At 28.1% G+C, this 17,524-nt stretch carries 21 protein-coding genes; all 21 read left to right on the top strand.

The window, feature by feature from the left end; translation table 11 throughout:
* Positions 1-54: 54 nt before the first annotated feature.
* Positions 55-426 carry a transposase gene (locus tag GKR88_07915; GenBank protein QMU64222.1) on the top strand — a complete coding sequence of 124 codons (372 nt, stop codon included), beginning with the start codon at positions 55-57 and terminating at the stop codon, positions 424-426.
* Entirely contained in the window at positions 426-1,283 is an 858-nt protein-coding gene (locus GKR88_07910) for an IS3 family transposase (GenBank protein ID QMU64221.1), read from the top strand. Before GKR88_07915 ends, GKR88_07910 begins: the two co-directional genes overlap by 1 nt.
* Positions 1,284-1,531: 248 nt before the next feature.
* Entirely contained in the window at positions 1,532-1,789 is a 258-nt protein-coding gene (locus tag GKR88_07905) for a hypothetical protein (GenBank protein ID QMU64220.1), read from the top strand.
* Between the two features lie 65 nt (positions 1,790-1,854).
* A complete protein-coding gene (locus GKR88_07900; protein ID QMU64219.1) occupies positions 1,855-2,673 on the top strand; it encodes a hypothetical protein in 819 nt (272 codons plus the stop codon).
* 190 nt (positions 2,674-2,863) lie between these two features.
* Entirely contained in the window at positions 2,864-3,235 is a 372-nt protein-coding gene (locus GKR88_07895) for a transposase (GenBank protein ID QMU64218.1), read from the top strand.
* A complete protein-coding gene (locus GKR88_07890; protein ID QMU64217.1) occupies positions 3,235-4,092 on the top strand; it encodes an IS3 family transposase in 858 nt (285 codons plus the stop codon). The genes GKR88_07895 and GKR88_07890 overlap by 1 nt, the downstream gene beginning before the upstream one ends.
* A 65-nt stretch (positions 4,093-4,157) precedes the next feature.
* Positions 4,158-5,105: a hypothetical protein gene (locus tag GKR88_07885; GenBank protein QMU64216.1), complete on the top strand. Its 948-nt coding sequence runs from the start codon at positions 4,158-4,160 to the stop codon at positions 5,103-5,105.
* A gap of 370 nt (positions 5,106-5,475) precedes the next feature.
* The gene (locus GKR88_07880) at positions 5,476-5,841 is read left to right on the top strand and encodes a hypothetical protein (GenBank protein ID QMU64215.1); all 366 of its coding nucleotides are present in this window, start codon (positions 5,476-5,478) and stop codon (positions 5,839-5,841) included.
* 500 nt (positions 5,842-6,341) lie between these two features.
* Positions 6,342-6,926 carry a hypothetical protein gene (locus GKR88_07875; protein ID QMU64214.1) on the top strand — a complete coding sequence of 195 codons (585 nt, stop codon included), beginning with the start codon at positions 6,342-6,344 and terminating at the stop codon, positions 6,924-6,926.
* 11 nt (positions 6,927-6,937) lie between these two features.
* Positions 6,938-7,753 carry a hypothetical protein gene (locus tag GKR88_07870; protein ID QMU64213.1) on the top strand — a complete coding sequence of 272 codons (816 nt, stop codon included), beginning with the start codon at positions 6,938-6,940 and terminating at the stop codon, positions 7,751-7,753.
* 55 nt (positions 7,754-7,808) lie between these two features.
* A complete protein-coding gene (gene lnt / locus GKR88_07865) occupies positions 7,809-9,164 on the top strand; it encodes an apolipoprotein N-acyltransferase (GenBank protein QMU64212.1) in 1,356 nt (451 codons plus the stop codon).
* Positions 9,161-10,030, top strand: coding sequence for a hypothetical protein (locus GKR88_07860; GenBank protein ID QMU64211.1), 870 nt, complete (start codon positions 9,161-9,163; stop codon positions 10,028-10,030). The genes lnt and GKR88_07860 overlap by 4 nt, the downstream gene beginning before the upstream one ends.
* A 326-nt stretch (positions 10,031-10,356) precedes the next feature.
* Positions 10,357-10,566: a hypothetical protein gene (locus GKR88_07855; GenBank protein ID QMU64210.1), complete on the top strand. Its 210-nt coding sequence runs from the start codon at positions 10,357-10,359 to the stop codon at positions 10,564-10,566.
* Positions 10,567-10,622: 56 nt separating this feature from the next.
* On the top strand, positions 10,623-11,285 hold the full coding sequence (locus GKR88_07850; GenBank protein QMU64209.1) for a hypothetical protein: 663 nt from the start codon (positions 10,623-10,625) through the stop codon (positions 11,283-11,285).
* A 336-nt stretch (positions 11,286-11,621) separates the two neighbouring features.
* Complete coding sequence (locus GKR88_07845; protein ID QMU64208.1) at positions 11,622-12,356, top strand: ATP-binding cassette domain-containing protein; 735 nt, start codon at positions 11,622-11,624, stop codon at positions 12,354-12,356.
* Between the two features lie 4 nt (positions 12,357-12,360).
* Positions 12,361-12,687 (top strand): hypothetical protein, encoded by a 327-nt coding sequence (locus tag GKR88_07840; GenBank protein ID QMU64207.1) that lies wholly within the window; start codon positions 12,361-12,363, stop codon positions 12,685-12,687.
* Positions 12,688-12,702: 15 nt separating this feature from the next.
* Positions 12,703-13,326, top strand: coding sequence for a hypothetical protein (locus tag GKR88_07835; protein QMU64206.1), 624 nt, complete (start codon positions 12,703-12,705; stop codon positions 13,324-13,326).
* 3 nt (positions 13,327-13,329) lie between these two features.
* The gene (locus GKR88_07830) at positions 13,330-13,845 is read left to right on the top strand and encodes a redoxin domain-containing protein (protein ID QMU64205.1); all 516 of its coding nucleotides are present in this window, start codon (positions 13,330-13,332) and stop codon (positions 13,843-13,845) included.
* Between the two features lie 13 nt (positions 13,846-13,858).
* A complete protein-coding gene (locus tag GKR88_07825; protein ID QMU64204.1) occupies positions 13,859-16,033 on the top strand; it encodes an ATP-binding cassette domain-containing protein in 2,175 nt (724 codons plus the stop codon).
* A gap of 204 nt (positions 16,034-16,237) precedes the next feature.
* Complete coding sequence (locus tag GKR88_07820; protein ID QMU64203.1) at positions 16,238-16,609, top strand: transposase; 372 nt, start codon at positions 16,238-16,240, stop codon at positions 16,607-16,609.
* Complete coding sequence (locus GKR88_07815; protein QMU64202.1) at positions 16,609-17,466, top strand: IS3 family transposase; 858 nt, start codon at positions 16,609-16,611, stop codon at positions 17,464-17,466. The genes GKR88_07820 and GKR88_07815 overlap by 1 nt, the downstream gene beginning before the upstream one ends.
* Positions 17,467-17,524 lie beyond the last annotated feature (58 nt).

Genomic DNA, 17,524 nt, shown 5'->3' with positions numbered 1-17,524 from the left:
GTTGGCACGAATAATGACCCGTCCTGAAATATGTATACAAAAAACAACAAGTATATGTATAAAAATGATGGATATGTAAGACGTTATAGTGAGAGTTTTAAACTCAAAGTATTAGCAGAACTTACCAAAGGAAACCATTCCAAAAGACAAATTGCCTTAACTTACGGCATACAATCTAGTACGATAAACGTATGGATTAAAAAATATGACCGTAAAGATTTAATGAACACCCGTGTAACCGTGCAAACAGACGACGAATTATCCCGTATTAAAGCCCTTCAAAAAGAGCTAAAACAACTCAAAGATCTTCTTATTAAAAAGGATCTAGATAAACTTGTGAATGATAGTTATCTTGAAGTAGCTGCTGAAAATCTTGGCTATAAAAATGTTGAAGAATTAAAAAAAAACTTAAACATAAAGCCTTAATGAAAATAGCACCGATTAATAGAAAAAAAAGAAGGTACGCCATCGCTACTATTTGTAATGCTTTCGAGTTAAAAAGAGATGCTTATTACAAATATCAAAAAAGGTTTGTTCTTAAAAAACAAATAGAACAAAATGTAATAATGCTTGTTAAAAAAAGCAGGAAAACATTACCCAGAGAAGGTACTAGAAAGCTAATGAAATCCTTACATAATGATTTTAGGAAACAGAATATAAATATAGGTAGAGACCAGTTATTTAGAATCTTAAAAGAAAATAATTTGTTAATTAGAAGGAAAAAATATTCTTCTAAAACAACCAACTCTTACCATCGTTTTTATAAATATAAAAATATCATAAAAGACCTGATCATTAATAGACCTAACCAAGTTTGGGCTTCGGATATTACCTATATAAGAACTATAAATGGATTTTGTTATTTAGCACTTATTACTGATATGTATTCAAGAAAAATAGTAGGCTATGATATTAGTGATAGTTTAGAACTTAAAGGCTGTGTTAGAGCTTTAAATAAAGCTATTTATCAAACTAAAAATACCGAAGAAATCATACATCATTCTGATAGAGGAATACAATATTGTAGCAATGTTTATACTCAAATTTTGAAAAGAAAAAAGATACAAATCAGTATGACCCAAGAAAATCATTGCTACGAAAACGCAATGGCCGAAAGAGTTAACGGAATTTTAAAAGATGAATTCTTCCTCGACCAAACATTTACAAATATCAATCACGCCAAAAAAGCAACAAAAAATGCAATCAAATTATATAATAATAAAAGATTACATTTATCTTTAGATTATAAAACACCTAATTACGTGCACAAAAATGTAGCATAAATTTTAATAATTAACTGTAGCCCTATTTTAGGACGAGACATAAAGAGGAACGAAAAAACCTCTATTCGAAAAAAGATTAAAGAAAATAATTGCAGAAATATTAACTAAAAACGGATTTGCTTATGAAGTAAACAAAATTAATCAAATATGAGGATTGCAAAAGTAATGTTTTGGGAGAAAAAGCCTCTCAGAAAATTTAAGTTTTTCATAAAACCCAAAATGTTTAGTAATTTAAAAATGAAATAAATATGAAATCACTTTTTAATAAACCTGCAAGAATAACATTTTTACTTGTATTCTTTGCTTTAGGTTTAATGTCTTTTAAATCTAGTAACCCAGATGAATCTATGAGAAGATTTTGGGGTTCAGAAACAAACTGTGTAGAATCCTATGGTAATGGAGGTAGCTGTTGTACTACAACAGTTTGTTACACTTCATACTATGTTTTTTGGATTGAAACTAGTTCAGAATTAACATCATTAACAATTGATTGTAGTGGTTGTTAATACGTTTTAATAATAAACCAATCCTCACTTTATAAAAAATAAAGTGAGGGTTAAAAAACTTTAATATGAAAAAAATAATATCACTTTCATTAATATTAAAAATTTTTATAGTAAGTGCTCAAGAAAAAGAAATCAAAATATTGAACTCTGAAAATAACAAGCCTATATCGTACGCAAATATTAAATTTTTAAAATCTAAAAAAGGTACTTTTTCAGATGATAAAGGAATATTTTTAATTAACAATAATGTAACTGATAGCTTGTTAATTAGTGTACTAGGTTTTGAAGACAAAATACTATCTGTTAGTAAAATTAAAGACACTATTTTTTTAAATACTAAAATAATTACTTTAAAAGAAATAACTTTAAGCAATAAAAAAATAGAATATGGTTATTTCAAGAAAAACGGGAAATTTATTCGTTCTGCTTTGAATAGAGTTATAGTTGCAATGTATATTCCGAATGAAAATAAAAAGAATGAATATATAACACATTTACATTATAGAATAAAAAAATTTGGAAATGAGTTATCAACTGTAAGACCACATTTATTAAGCGTTAATAAATTAACAAAAAATCCGAATAAGGAAATATTAAACGAAAATATTGTAATAGATATTAATGAGAAAAATAAAATTTTATCAATTGATATAACGGATAAAAATATTAATTTTCCAAAAGAAGGAATATTTGTAGCGTTAGAATGGGTAGGCAATACAAAAAACTTAGGTTTTGGTTATAGTAAACTAACAGATAATAATAATTCACATTATGCAGTGCTAACATCACTAGAATTTAAAAAAAATATTTGGGTTCCTTTAACTCCAAAAAAGGAGGACAAAACTATAGCACATTTTGGAATTACGACAAAACAATCTGAATAAAAATTACTCATGCCAACACGGTATATAAAAAATAGCGATTTAAGTGCCTCATTTAAAGTTGGTTTTGTAAATTTAGCATTGGTAATAAACTGAAAAGTTAGTGCTTTTAAGTCCGCTACTTTTCATATACTAAATCGTTGTGTGTAATTTTGACCCGTCCTGAAATATGTATACAAAAAACAACAAGTATATGTATAAAAATGATGGATATGTAAGACGTTATAGTGAGAGTTTTAAACTCAAAGTATTAGCAGAACTTACCAAAGGAAACCATTCCAAAAGACAAATTGCCTTAACTTACGGCATACAATCTAGTACGATAAACGTATGGATTAAAAAATATGACCGTAAAGATTTAATGAACACCCGTGTAACCGTGCAAACAGACGACGAATTATCCCGTATTAAAGCCCTTCAAAAAGAGCTAAAACAACTCAAAGATCTTCTTATTAAAAAGGATCTAGATAAACTTGTGAATGATAGTTATCTTGAAGTAGCTGCTGAAAATCTTGGCTATAAAAATGTTGAAGAATTAAAAAAAAACTTAAACATAAAGCCTTAATGAAAATAGCACCGATTAATAGAAAAAAAAGAAGGTACGCCATCGCTACTATTTGTAATGCTTTCGAGTTAAAAAGAGATGCTTATTACAAATATCAAAAAAGGTTTGTTCTTAAAAAACAAATAGAACAAAATGTAATAATGCTTGTTAAAAAAAGCAGGAAAACATTACCCAGAGAAGGTACTAGAAAGCTAATGAAATCCTTACATAATGATTTTAGGAAACAGAATATAAATATAGGTAGAGACCAGTTATTTAGAATCTTAAAAGAAAATAATTTGTTAATTAGAAGGAAAAAATATTCTTCTAAAACAACCAACTCTTACCATCGTTTTTATAAATATAAAAATATCATAAAAGACCTGATCATTAATAGACCTAACCAAGTTTGGGCTTCGGATATTACCTATATAAGAACTATAAATGGATTTTGTTATTTAGCACTTATTACTGATATGTATTCAAGAAAAATAGTAGGCTATGATATTAGTGATAGTTTAGAACTTAAAGGCTGTGTTAGAGCTTTAAATAAAGCTATTTATCAAACTAAAAATACCGAAGAAATCATACATCATTCTGATAGAGGAATACAATATTGTAGCAATGTTTATACTCAAATTTTGAAAAGAAAAAAGATACAAATCAGTATGACCCAAGAAAATCATTGCTACGAAAACGCAATGGCCGAAAGAGTTAACGGAATTTTAAAAGATGAATTCTTCCTCGACCAAACATTTACAAATATCAATCACGCCAAAAAAGCAACAAAAAATGCAATCAAATTATATAATAATAAAAGATTACATTTATCTTTAGATTATAAAACACCTAATTACGTGCACAAAAATGTAGCATAAATTTTAATAATTAACTGTAGCCCTATTTTAGGACGAGACAGGACGAGACAGCTAAAAAAAATATCGTGAATTTTAAATTACTTATTGCTTTAATGATTTCAACCTGTGTTTATTCGCAAAGTGAATTCATAAATAATCGGAATCAAGGTCAAATAAACTTTTGCGACCAATGCGGAAATTATGACAACGAAAGTTCAGATACATACTCGGATATTTTAAGCATCGAACTAAAAGGTTATAAAGGAAGTCCTATTTTCAATGATTTAGATGAAAACGCAAAACAAAAACTTTTAGAAGAACACACATATTCTGAATATGACAAAAATGGAAACGTATTAGAATTTAAGGACTACGAATATTTAGTTGGTTCTAATACATTTAAATTTGAGTATAACGAAAACGGTAAAGTTAAAAGCCTTATCAATAATCAAGGCTCAACCGAACACAAAGAGACTTTTAGTTATAAAGATAATTTAATTACAAATTATGTTTTCAAATATGATGGTGTAGAAGTTGACCGAATAATAAAATTCAAAATCAACGACCAAAATCTGGTTATTAATAGAAAAGAATTTTTTGGAAACGGAAATTTATACAAAGACGATAATTACAAATTTGACTTAAAAGGAAATGAAATATTTAGTGATTCGTATGGCGTGAAAACAACGACAACTTACAAATACGATTCTGCTGGCAGAATTTTAAGAAAAAAGTCCGTAAATAATTATAAAAAAGGTTTTCAAACAGATTTCAGATACAATGAAACTGGAAATCTAATCGAAAGAAAAATAACTAATGTAAATGGAAAATTATTTTCTAAAACTACCTATGAATACAAAAGCGATTTAATGATAAAATCAGTTGAATTAAATTATTCAGGTGGGAAAGTATATAGCTCGGAAATCAAGGAATATGACTTCAATAATAATGAAAATTGGATTAAAGAAGTTACATTTAGAAATGACATATTAACATCAATAAGAGAACGTGAAATAAGTTATCGGAATGAATAACATTGCGAAAAAGCCTGTGGGTAACAATGTATATAAAAAATAGCGCGAGTCTTTACTAATAACAAAGTTCGGGTATTTTTGGAAAGTTACCAAATTTTTAAATTTGACAAATTTCCAAAAACAAAAATAATTAGTAAATTTAAAAATTCGGCTTGTGTTTAATCCGAAAGTTGTCGCTTTTCAACAGCGCTACTTTTCATATACTAGCCGTTATGAGCAATTAAAACATAATATATGTTCTGCGAAAGCCAAAGGGTTGAACACCCAACGTGACAAAAGAGAAAAACACAATGGAGAATAGAAACCATTCAAAAAAACAGGGCGTATTCCGAAAAGCCTACGAGTAGGAACAACTTAGAAATTAAAAAAAATGGGTAAATTAACAATTATTAATGCTTTAGGAGTCGATATGAAATTAATTGAAGGCTCTCCTTACAACTTTAATTCTATAAACATACCTGCTGAATCATCTATTGTAGCAGAAGTTAATAGCGATTTCGATAAATTTATTTTAGAATTAGAGGCTCCTGATGGGGCAAGGTATAAATATAATCTGAATAAAGATCACTGGTATGATGGTGATGGAGACAATCACTATCCGAACAGCTCGAGTAAAGTAAATATCATTCTTCGCGGAGATAGAGGTTCATACATTGAAACAAATTATAATTATGGACCAAATGATAATTCTACAATGTGCAAGTATTCTTCTGACAGTAAAGCATTAGATAAATAATCACTGGCGTCCGGGAAAATTTGAAATTATAAAAAAGAACAGCTATATGTCCAAATTTGGCCGATTTTTATGATACTATGAAATACACCCCTCTGTTTCTCCCCTCAAGGGGAGACTCGACCGAATATCCCCTTGAGGGGATTATAGGGGTGTTTTCTTGTAGCAATAGTATGATTTTGAAAATTTCCCCGGACACCACTAATAAACAATAAAGAAAAAGCTCATAACAAAGGCTATAAGTAATTGCTTAAAATACTTACCTATGAAATCATTGCAAATTTTATGGGTAAGTACTTATTTTCAAAAATAAGTTTCAACCACGCAACTACTCATAGCCAAACCGTTGTAAGCAACCTCTAACAACACAACGGTTAAATGAAACAAATATATTGAAAGGCTAACCACCTTATTTTATGCGACTTTTGAAAAGTTTGACTACTCACTTTAAAAAATGTTGTAATTACAAGTAGTAGATTTATTAATTTAATAATACTTTAAAAATGAAAAATAAGTTTTTTAAAAAAGTAACATTTATCATTATGCTTCCTTTATTTTCAGTTATCCTTATGTCAAGTGGCGGAGGAAAAGGTGGAGGAAAAGGCGGAGGCGGAGGTGGTGGTACATCTTGTGATACAAGAACAATTCCCTTAGTACTATTCCAAGGTAATATCAATGTGAGTAGCTTACCTAACCGAAATCCTGCATGGGGAAATTTCATGCCTGTTGGTAATATTTTAAATGGACAACAAGCAACAAGTCCTTCTAGCTTGTATCAGAATATTAATCAGAGTTATTGTCATATTACAATAACAGCTACAGGTTGTTCCGGATATGGTAATGGTGGTACAAAAACATATGTTTGGGATAGTAGTAATGATGGAAATAATTACGATAGTACTATGAACATTGAAATTCCAGAAAACGGCAATTTTACCATTACAATTGATTTACACGAGGGTTGCGGTCCTTGGTACAATGGTAGTAATGCGTACAAAAGAGCCATGTGGGTACATCAAGGAAATTACTCACCAACAAGTATAATAAGTATTTCAACATGGCAATTAAATAGAGTAGATAACTGTTAAAAACAAGTAAAATGAAAAATAAAATAAATATCGCATTAATAGCTTTATTAGCTATGTTCATAACTTCATGTTCAGATGATAATAGTATTCAAACAGAAGAAATTACCGAAAGTAAAGTAGCTTCATTTGAAGATTATTTTGAATTTTTAAACACAGAAACAAATGGAAGTGTAATTGTACAAAGTGTTAAAACACCTCTTTCAAACGAAGCTTTTATGGCATCATCAAGTATTAATGGAAATAAACAGCCTTTAGCTTTAAAAGTAGATGAAAACACAGTTAGTTTTACCAATTATCAGTATTCGGAAACTGCAAACAAAAGCTACTCAAATGTAAACTTAGAAGACATGTCAACAGTTTTTGGAAATCAATTTTCAGTTGATGTTACACCTGAACAAATAATAGCATCAAGAAACTCAAGTTCATCAAATGATAGTAATATTGAAAGCGTTTATATACCAAATTTAATTAATGCTCAATTTGCTGGACTTAGTAATGGAAAAATTGTCGTGGGAAGTCAAATATCATGGAATTTTGACAGTCAAAATGAAAATGGTGTAGTAATTGGCTTAGAGTACAATCCACTTTCTCAGTTAGAAGAAAGCATCGTATCTCAAAAGTCAGATAGACTTTTAAAGGGAGTAACTTTAGCTGATAGTGGTACATATACTATTACAGCGCAAGATTTAGCCGAATTTCCTTCAAATTCTATGTTAACTTTTTATGTTGGTAGAGCAGGTTACAACATTGCAACGGATGATAGTGGTAGTGATTATTCTTTGGCAGGTTTAACAGTATCTAGAGCAGACTTACAAATAGTAAAATAGTCTAAATTATTTAAAGAGGTGCTATTTCTGAGAAGAAGAGCACCTTTTTTATTTTATGAAATTCGTTTACAAAATACTACTTTTCGTTATTCTATGTTTTTTTTCGTGGAATTATTTCGGGTTGTTGTTCATTATAGCTTTTACTCTCTATATTAATATTATTCATTCTTCATTTTGCAAAAAGTGGTATGTCTTTTTATTACAAACCTTTGTTCTTAACTTTTTTTTCAATTTATCTACAACATTTTGGCTTTTTCAGGTCTCGTGGTGGGAGGGATTAATGGCAATACTAGGCAATTCCGTAGTAATGCAAATCCCCGTATTTTTAACCTATCTAATTGTATTCAAAAAACAAAAGTACTTCCCTTACGTATTCATAGTTTTATGGCTAATTTTTGAAATTTTACATACTCATTGGAGTTTTTCTTGGCCATGGCTAACACTTGGCAATTCAATGGGAAATGTGTACTATTTAGTTCAATGGTACTCTGTATTTGGCGTTTATTTAGGGAGTTTATGGATTTTAATTTTAGGTATGCTTTTCTCTCAAATAAAATGCAAAAACATTAAACAAAGAGAGAAAATCATTGTCCCTGTTGTCATTTTAATATTACCTTGTGTAATATCACTTTGTATGTATAGTTCCAAACAGACAACATTAGAACAACCAGTACAAATTACCACTTATTTACCAAGTAGAAATAATGAAAGTAACTTTGTAAAAACAAAAAGGTTGTATAGTAAATTAACAGGACAAAATGTTGAACAATTAATTGTCTGCCCTGAAGTTTTTTTATCATCGGCAAATATTTATTCATCCGCACAAAAAAAAAGTAATTTTTATTTTGATAAATATCTCAACAAAAACCCTAAATCAATCATTGTTTATGGTCAAGAACTAAAGTCAAAATATAACCTTTATAATACCATTGTAGTAAAAAAGCAAAAGAATACAGTTTTCAGAGTAAAACAAAAATTCGTACCTATGAGGGAATATACACCTACTTTTATTGAGAAAATATTTAAAGTCAAATCCTACTACAATAAAAACAAACAAGACTATACACAAATAATAAAAAAACAAGAAGGTTTCACACCCTTAGTTTGTTATGAGTCAATATTTTCTAGCTTTACAGCAAATTTAGCTACCAATAGCAACTTTATAATATTGTGTGCTAGTGAGGAATTTATGAACGGCTCTCGTTACGGAAAAAAACAATATCTTAACATAGTACGCCTTCGTGCAATAGAAACACAAAAACAAATATTAAAATGTTCAAACCAAGGAACTTCTTGCATTTTAAATGAAAAAGGAGAAATAACAAAAATACTTAACTCTGAAATAGAAAACATAAAAATAAATATCAATCCAAAAAATTCAATCTACCAACAAATACTAAATCGAATATGAAAAGTAAGAAAACATTATTGATTACTTTACTGGTTATTATCATTAGTTCATTACCATTAAAAGGGCAGTCAAACGACACAGAAGCTGCAATTTACAATATTGGTTTTAGTGCTGTATTTAGTACAGTTGGTGCAATAATTAATAAAAAACCTAATGAACCCCTTGGGAAAGTTATAAAAAAATCACTTTGGCAAGGAGCATTGGGTGGTTATATTACTTTTGAAAGTAAAAGAATATTGCGTGAAGCTCAACAACAAGAAAAATGGGAATATTTTTGGGTTGCAAAATTGGTAAATGCAGCTGGTACGTCAATCAAAGAGAATGCATCAATGAATAGAGATTTATGGGTAAAATGGCACATTAATATAGGCTTTAACAGAATAGAATTTAACACAATAGATAAATTTTCAGTCAGTTATAAAGTTATGCCAGTTTCTTTAATTTATACTGCAGATGCTTTTTTCAGGTATGACTTCAATCTTCAAAATTCGCTAAGAACTGGTGAATTTATTTTTAATACCCCATTAATCAATGATAAAGAAAACATAGATATAGAAGCATCAACTTACCCTGGTTATATTGTTTTTGAAAATGAATTTAAAAATGATATTAAATTAGTTAGCCACGAGATTATTCATCAATACCAAAATAACGATTTTACCATTTTTAATACCTACTATCAGAAACCATTAATAAAATGGTCGGATAAAAACAAAACAATTAATTGGTTAAATAGATATATATACCCAGAGTTTCACTATTTTATTCTTAGACCTACATATTTAATTGAAGAAAACACAGCTAACTCATATTACGATAATTTCTTTGAACATGAGGCTGGCTATTATTCCAATACGATAGATTAATTATTATGGTTTTAGTTGTTTTTGGAAAACAATTTGAAAGAATAATAAGGCAGCTTACAACATTGTATAAAAATAATAGCGGTTTAATCGCTAAAACCAAAGTGAGTAAATATAATAAAGGTCTGTGTTTAACGGAAAAGTTAGTGTTTCAAAATCCGCTACTATTCTTATACTCACCGTTGGCAACAAGGCTTGCTCACTCAAACTATCAAAAATGAAGAAAAAAAAGAAAACATTATAGATAAAAACATTTTAGAGATTGCTATAAAGCCATTCACAATTTCTAAAATTTAATTAATTTGAATGGCATAACTTAAATTTTTTTTATGAAAACATTAGATTTAAATCAAATGGAAAAGTTTCAAGGAGGAGATTGTGCAACAGGTGCTGCTTTGGGTAGTGCTGGTTATATGCTCTCTACCGCAGGCTTAATTGTTGCTGCAGCATCAGGGCCAATTGGCTGGGCAGCACTTGCAATTGCTTTTACAGCTAAAGCAATTGCAGTAGCAAGTATTGTTAACGCTTGTTCTGAGTAATTTTTCAAACTACACCTCTGTAAACAATAATTACAGAGGTGTTTTTACACAAAAAAATGAATTATAAAAAATATAAAAATATTGAGTATATACTAATAGCAATTGCTCTGTTGTTTAATTTAATTAATGCTTTTGCGGATTTAAGGAGGCTAGAGTATAATGATTATTTTTATATTCTCTTTTCAGGGCATTTGGCAATTATTTCAATGTATTGTATGATTTTTTTTTCAAGAAAAAAAAATTACCCTTTCAGAGAATCAAAATCTTTTTGGGTGTTACCTATTAAACCTAACATATATATTTATTCAGATTTTAGGTTTATTATCTCTAAATTAAGTTTTTATTTGTTAAATATAGTTTCTATTATTAGTCTAATTTATTACTTATATGAGCTTCCAATTTATAAAATAGCAACCTTTGTGATTGTCTATTTCTTATATTCATTTATAATTGTATTTATTTGTGTTATTTTAAAGTATTTATACGAAAGTAAAAAGAGTGTTCATACTGCAATTTATATGCTTAGTATGATTTTATTATTCCCTCTTTTATCAAATCAATTTTTGAACCTCACTTTTTATACTTATTACCCTTTTACCTCATTAGTTGTTTTTCTGTTAGAGGGAAAAGCAAATTATATTTCTTTAATAATGTTTTTAGTTTTACTTTCTTTTTTTTATGTTTCTTTTAAAAGAATTTCTAAAAATTGGCGTATATGATAACAAATATGACTTTTTATGTTTTTTTATTAAAGCTCTATTTGAAAAAAGGAATTATTAAGATTTTCTTTATTACTGAATTTTTTAGTGTGATTTCATTATTTTTAATATCCAATGAATATGGATATTATATTCATTTCTTTTTATTTACCATATCTATTATTCTACTTACTATCAACAGTAGTACTATTAGCCATAAAATGTATAAGAACTTTTTTTTGCTTTTGGGAATTACAAAATATACCTTTTTCATTAAAAAGAATATATTAACATTTGTATTATTTGTGTTCGCTTTGATTATTACTATTGCCTCATTTTTATTAAAACTTTTTATACATGATTCATTTTAATAACGTTACAAAAAAATATAAGTCTATTACAGCTCTCAATAATACTTCGTTTAAGATAAATGAGAATGAATTTGTAGGAATAGTTGGCAACAATGGTTCGGGAAAGACTACCATAATTAATGCTTTATGTAATTTAATTTCTTTAGATGAAGGAGAAGTATATTTTGATAAAAAGAAAATAACCCATAACGACCACTCTTATAAAAACAGATTGGGTATAATTTTGAGTGAACATTATTTTATTAGAGAATTTAATACAATCGAATATTTACATTTTTTTGCTAAATTTCAAAACATTTATGATAAAGATATTAGAAAAAGAATTGAAGAAATTACTGCTTTAATGGGAATTGATAATATAAACAAATCGATTGAAAAATTATCGTCTGGAAACAAAATGAAAGTAAGTATAGCTGCTTCATTAATTCATAATCCAAATGTGCTTGTTTATGATGAGCCTTTTGTTAATTTAGATTTTAATACATCCAATAAATTAAAAGATATAATCTTATCCTTAAAAGGAAAAAAAACATTATTAATAACTTCACATCATTTAGATTTAGTAATTGATATTTGTGATAAATTTTTAATTCTTGATGAAGGTAATATTATTGAAACAATAATGAAATCTGATTTTGAATCAAATGAAGAAATAAAACAACTTTTTAAAGACAAGATGATTGGTAAAAAATATGAAAATCAATTAAAATGGTTAAATTAAAAAAATGGGAGTAGTAAAATATTCAAGTAGTATTATCGTTAGTGCAGCTATTAACGACACCTTTGATGAAATACAAAAACTATTAAAAAAATTATTTTACCCTATTCAATATAAAAATAAAGAAAAAGGTATCATAATTGCACGAGTAGAACAAAAATGGTTAGCACCTGCAGGAGAGCTTATGGTATTTGATTTAAAAGAACTGGCAACAGATAATAAGGTAGAAGTTTTAATTTTCTCAAAAGACTTACTTGATTCTGGTGTAAACTTTAATAGAAATGTAAAAAATGTGAACCGATTAATGAAAGAGTTGAAAAATACTTTAAGTTAATGTGTAAATATTATTATGAGAAACTATAGATTTTTATTATTAATCTTATTGACTTTTGTTTTAACAATTCTTTCTAAAGAATTATTAAATACAGATGGTTTAGTAGCAAATTCTTTAGCTGAACAACTTACTTCTGAACAATTAAATAAGATTTTAAATTTTAATAAAAAGTGGCAATGGATAGGGTACACTTTAATTCCAATACTTTTATTAATTAAAATATCCATAATAGCTGCTATATTAGATGCAGGTTGTTTTTTCTTTAATAAAGAAGCAAAATACAAGAGCCTTTTTTATATAGTTACACAAGCAGAGTTTGTTTTCTTATTGGTAATTATATTTAAAACAGGTTGGTTCTATATATTTAAACAAAATTATACGTTAGAAGATTTACAGTATTTTTACCCATTATCAGCATTAAATATTGTTGGTTATGAGAGCTTACAAATTTGGTTTATATATCTATTTCAAACATTAAATTTATTTGAATTAGCTTATTGGTTTATACTGTCATATTTTCTAGGTAAAGAATTAAAAATCACAACAAATAAAGGTCTGTCTATTGTTGTGAGCAGTTATGGCGTAGCTTTACTTATTTGGATTGTTGGTATAATGTTTTTCACTTTAAATATGAGTTAATCTATGAGTAAAAGAAAAACGCTTTTTATAGTATTATTATTTATCTTACTATCATATTTGGGGTATAACGTTGTCTCTAAATCACAAGAAAAAAATGCTGTTACTAATAGTATTAAAACTATTCCTGATTTTAGTTATGCAACATTAAATAATACAATTTTTGCTAACAACAATTTAAATCCTAATTTGTCAACAGTATTTTTATATTTTAATAGTGAATGTGATTATTGCCAATACGAAGCCCAAAGCATTGCTGATAGTATAGATAAATTTAAAGATATTCAGTTAATTTTCATATCAACTGAACCTGCTGATAAAATTAAAATGTTTTCAGGGCAATACAACCTCAACAACAAAGAAAATATCATTTTTTTAAATGACAATGAAGATAGTTTCTCAAAACTATTTAATGCAAATTCAATTCCTTTTACCCTAATCTATGACAAAGAACAAAACCTAATTAAAACACATAAAGGACAACTAAATGCCATAGGAATATTAAGAATTGTTAATAAATAGATTTTAAAAGTAAATGCGTAAACCATTACAACTATCTGAAAAAAAGTTACAACAAACTTTTATATTACAACATGAACAAAGCGATTGTGGTGTAGCGTGTTTGTTATCTTTGATACAATATTACGAAGGTAATAACTCTTTAGAAAAATTAAGAGAATTAAGCGGTACAACGAAACAAGGCACAACACTTTTAGGCTTATATCAAGCTGCAAATCAATTAGGATTCACATCACAAGGTAACGAAGCTGATATACAAGCAATAATAGACCATAAAGAACCATTAATATTACACGTTGTTATTGAAAACCATTTACAGCATTATGTAATTTGCTATGGCTATAGAGATGATAAATTTACTATTGGCGACCCCGCAAAAGGGATTACTACCTACACAAAAGAAGAATTAGAGAATATTTGGAAATCAAAAACCTGCTTAACAATTACGCCTAATAACAACTTTGTAAAGGCAGAGACGAAAGCAAAAGATAAAAAAGAGTGGTTTTTAAAACTTCTAAAAGAAGATTATAGATTAATTAATTTTAGTATTTTATTAGGTTTAGGAATAGCTATTTTAAGTATGGCAATGGCGATATTTTCACAAAAACTAATTGATGATATATTGCCCTCAAAAGATTTTAATAAACTTATTACAGGAATAATATTAGTTGCTTTTCTATTATTGGTTAATGTGTTATTTACAGCCTTACGAGATTATTTTTTAATCCGTCAAACCAAAAATTTTAATAACCGTATTATAGATAGTTTTTACACTTCGTTATTACATCTACCTAAACCTTTTTTTGATACACGAAAAATAGGTGAATTAGTAGCACGATTAAATGATACACAACGTGTTCAACGTGTTATTAAAATAGTTGTTGGAAATGTGGTTATTAATGCATTAGTTACAATTGTGTCTTTAGGTCTTTTATTTTACTATTCTTGGCAAACTGGCTTAATTGCATTTGTCAGCTTACCCTTTTACTTTTTTCTAATTTATAGCTTTAATAAACGGATTATTAGTGCTCAGAAAGAAGTAATGCAAGGTTATGCTTTTAGCGAGAGTAATTATATTACATCTATGCAAGGTATTGCAGCCATTAAAAATAATAATAGGCAATCTATATTTCAAAAAATAAATCAACTTATTTATGGGAATTTCCAAGAAAAAGCCTTTAATCTTGGCAAAATAAATGTTCGTTTATCTGTATTTTCAGGGGTATTTAATGTGTTGTTTTTAATGGGAATATTAATTTACACATCTATTCAAGTCTATAATGAGACTATGTTGTTAGGCGAACTTATGGCGATTCTAGGTATTGCAGGCAGTTTGTTACCATCTGTAGCTAGTCTTGCATTAATAACCATACCTATAAACGAAGCTAAAATCGCTTTTAATAGAATGTATGAGTTTGCTTCAATTAAAAAGGAACAAAAAGGGAATATTGAAATTTCAGAATTCAATTCGCTTGAAATTAAAAATATATCTTTTCGTTTTGCTGGTAGAAGTCAATTATTAAAAGACATTAATATTAAGGTCGTAAAAAATGAGTGCATTGCTATTGTTGGTGAAAGCGGTAGCGGAAAAAGTACATTAGGTCAAATCCTGCAAAAATTCTATATCTTTGAAATTGGAACAATAATTGTCAATAGCCAAAATAAACTTACTGAACTAGATACAATAAGTTGGCGAAATATTTTAGGTGTTGTACCACAAGATGTTACCATTTTTGGAGGAAATGTTATTACAAATATTCTTTTAGGTCAAGAAGATAAACCAGAAAACATTATTAAGTTTTGTCAAGATTACAGTTTTGAAACTTTTATAAACTCTTTACCACAAGGTTACACCACCATTCTTGGAGAGGAAGGTATTAATCTATCAGGCGGACAAAAACAAGTGATTGCCTTAATGCGTGCTTTATACAAAAAGCCAAAGGTTTTGTTATTGGATGAATTCACCTCTGCAATGGACAGAAAAACGGAGCAGTTTGTTTTGGACTTGCTGAATAAGTTAAAATCTGAATTGACAATAATTTTCATTTCTCACAGATTACATTCTTTGCCGAAAATTGCTGACAGAATTTATGTTTTGGAAAACGGAATTATAACTGACTTTGGGAGTCACAAAAAACTTATGGAATCAAAGAACTTTTATAGCGAATTTTGGACTGAATTTCGAATTTGAAACACGAACGGAATAACGCCCAGTTGCCAACAATGTATAAAAATAATAGCGGTTTCAGTGCTAATACGAAAGTAGGTAAATATAAATAAAGACAGTGTTTAGTCGAAAATTTAGAGTGTATAAAATCCGCTACTATTCTTATACTAGACCGTTGTACACAAGCTTGACCCGTCCTGAAATATGTATACAAAAAACAACAAGTATATGTATAAAAATGATGGATATGTAAGACGTTATAGTGAGAGTTTTAAACTCAAAGTATTAGCAGAACTTACCAAAGGAAACCATTCCAAAAGACAAATTGCCTTAACTTACGGCATACAATCTAGTACGATAAACGTATGGATTAAAAAATATGACCGTAAAGATTTAATGAACACCCGTGTAACCGTGCAAACAGACGACGAATTATCCCGTATTAAAGCCCTTCAAAAAGAGCTAAAACAACTCAAAGATCTTCTTATTAAAAAGGATCTAGATAAACTTGTGAATGATAGTTATCTTGAAGTAGCTGCTGAAAATCTTGGCTATAAAAATGTTGAAGAATTAAAAAAAAACTTAAACATAAAGCCTTAATGAAAATAGCACCGATTAATAGAAAAAAAAGAAGGTACGCCATCGCTACTATTTGTAATGCTTTCGAGTTAAAAAGAGATGCTTATTACAAATATCAAAAAAGGTTTGTTCTTAAAAAACAAATAGAACAAAATGTAATAATGCTTGTTAAAAAAAGCAGGAAAACATTACCCAGAGAAGGTACTAGAAAGCTAATGAAATCCTTACATAATGATTTTAGGAAACAGAATATAAATATAGGTAGAGACCAGTTATTTAGAATCTTAAAAGAAAATAATTTGTTAATTAGAAGGAAAAAATATTCTTCTAAAACAACCAACTCTTACCATCGTTTTTATAAATATAAAAATATCATAAAAGACCTGATCATTAATAGACCTAACCAAGTTTGGGCTTCGGATATTACCTATATAAGAACTATAAATGGATTTTGTTATTTAGCACTTATTACTGATATGTATTCAAGAAAAATAGTAGGCTATGATATTAGTGATAGTTTAGAACTTAAAGGCTGTGTTAGAGCTTTAAATAAAGCTATTTATCAAACTAAAAATACCGAAGAAATCATACATCATTCTGATAGAGGAATACAATATTGTAGCAATGTTTATACTCAAATTTTGAAAAGAAAAAAGATACAAATCAGTATGACCCAAGAAAATCATTGCTACGAAAACGCAATGGCCGAAAGAGTTAACGGAATTTTAAAAGATGAATTCTTCCTCGACCAAACATTTACAAATATCAATCACGCCAAAAAAGCAACAAAAAATGCAATCAAATTATATAATAATAAAAGATTACATTTATCTTTAGATTATAAAACACCTAATTACGTGCACAAAAATGTAGCATAAATTTTAATAATTAACTGTAGCCCTATTTTAGGACGAGACAGCTGAATCCAGACGCACA

The organism is Flavobacteriaceae bacterium, assembly GCA_014075215.1.
Taxonomy (GTDB): domain Bacteria; phylum Bacteroidota; class Bacteroidia; order Flavobacteriales; family Flavobacteriaceae; genus Polaribacter.
This window is presented reverse-complemented; position numbering and strand designations above follow the sequence as displayed.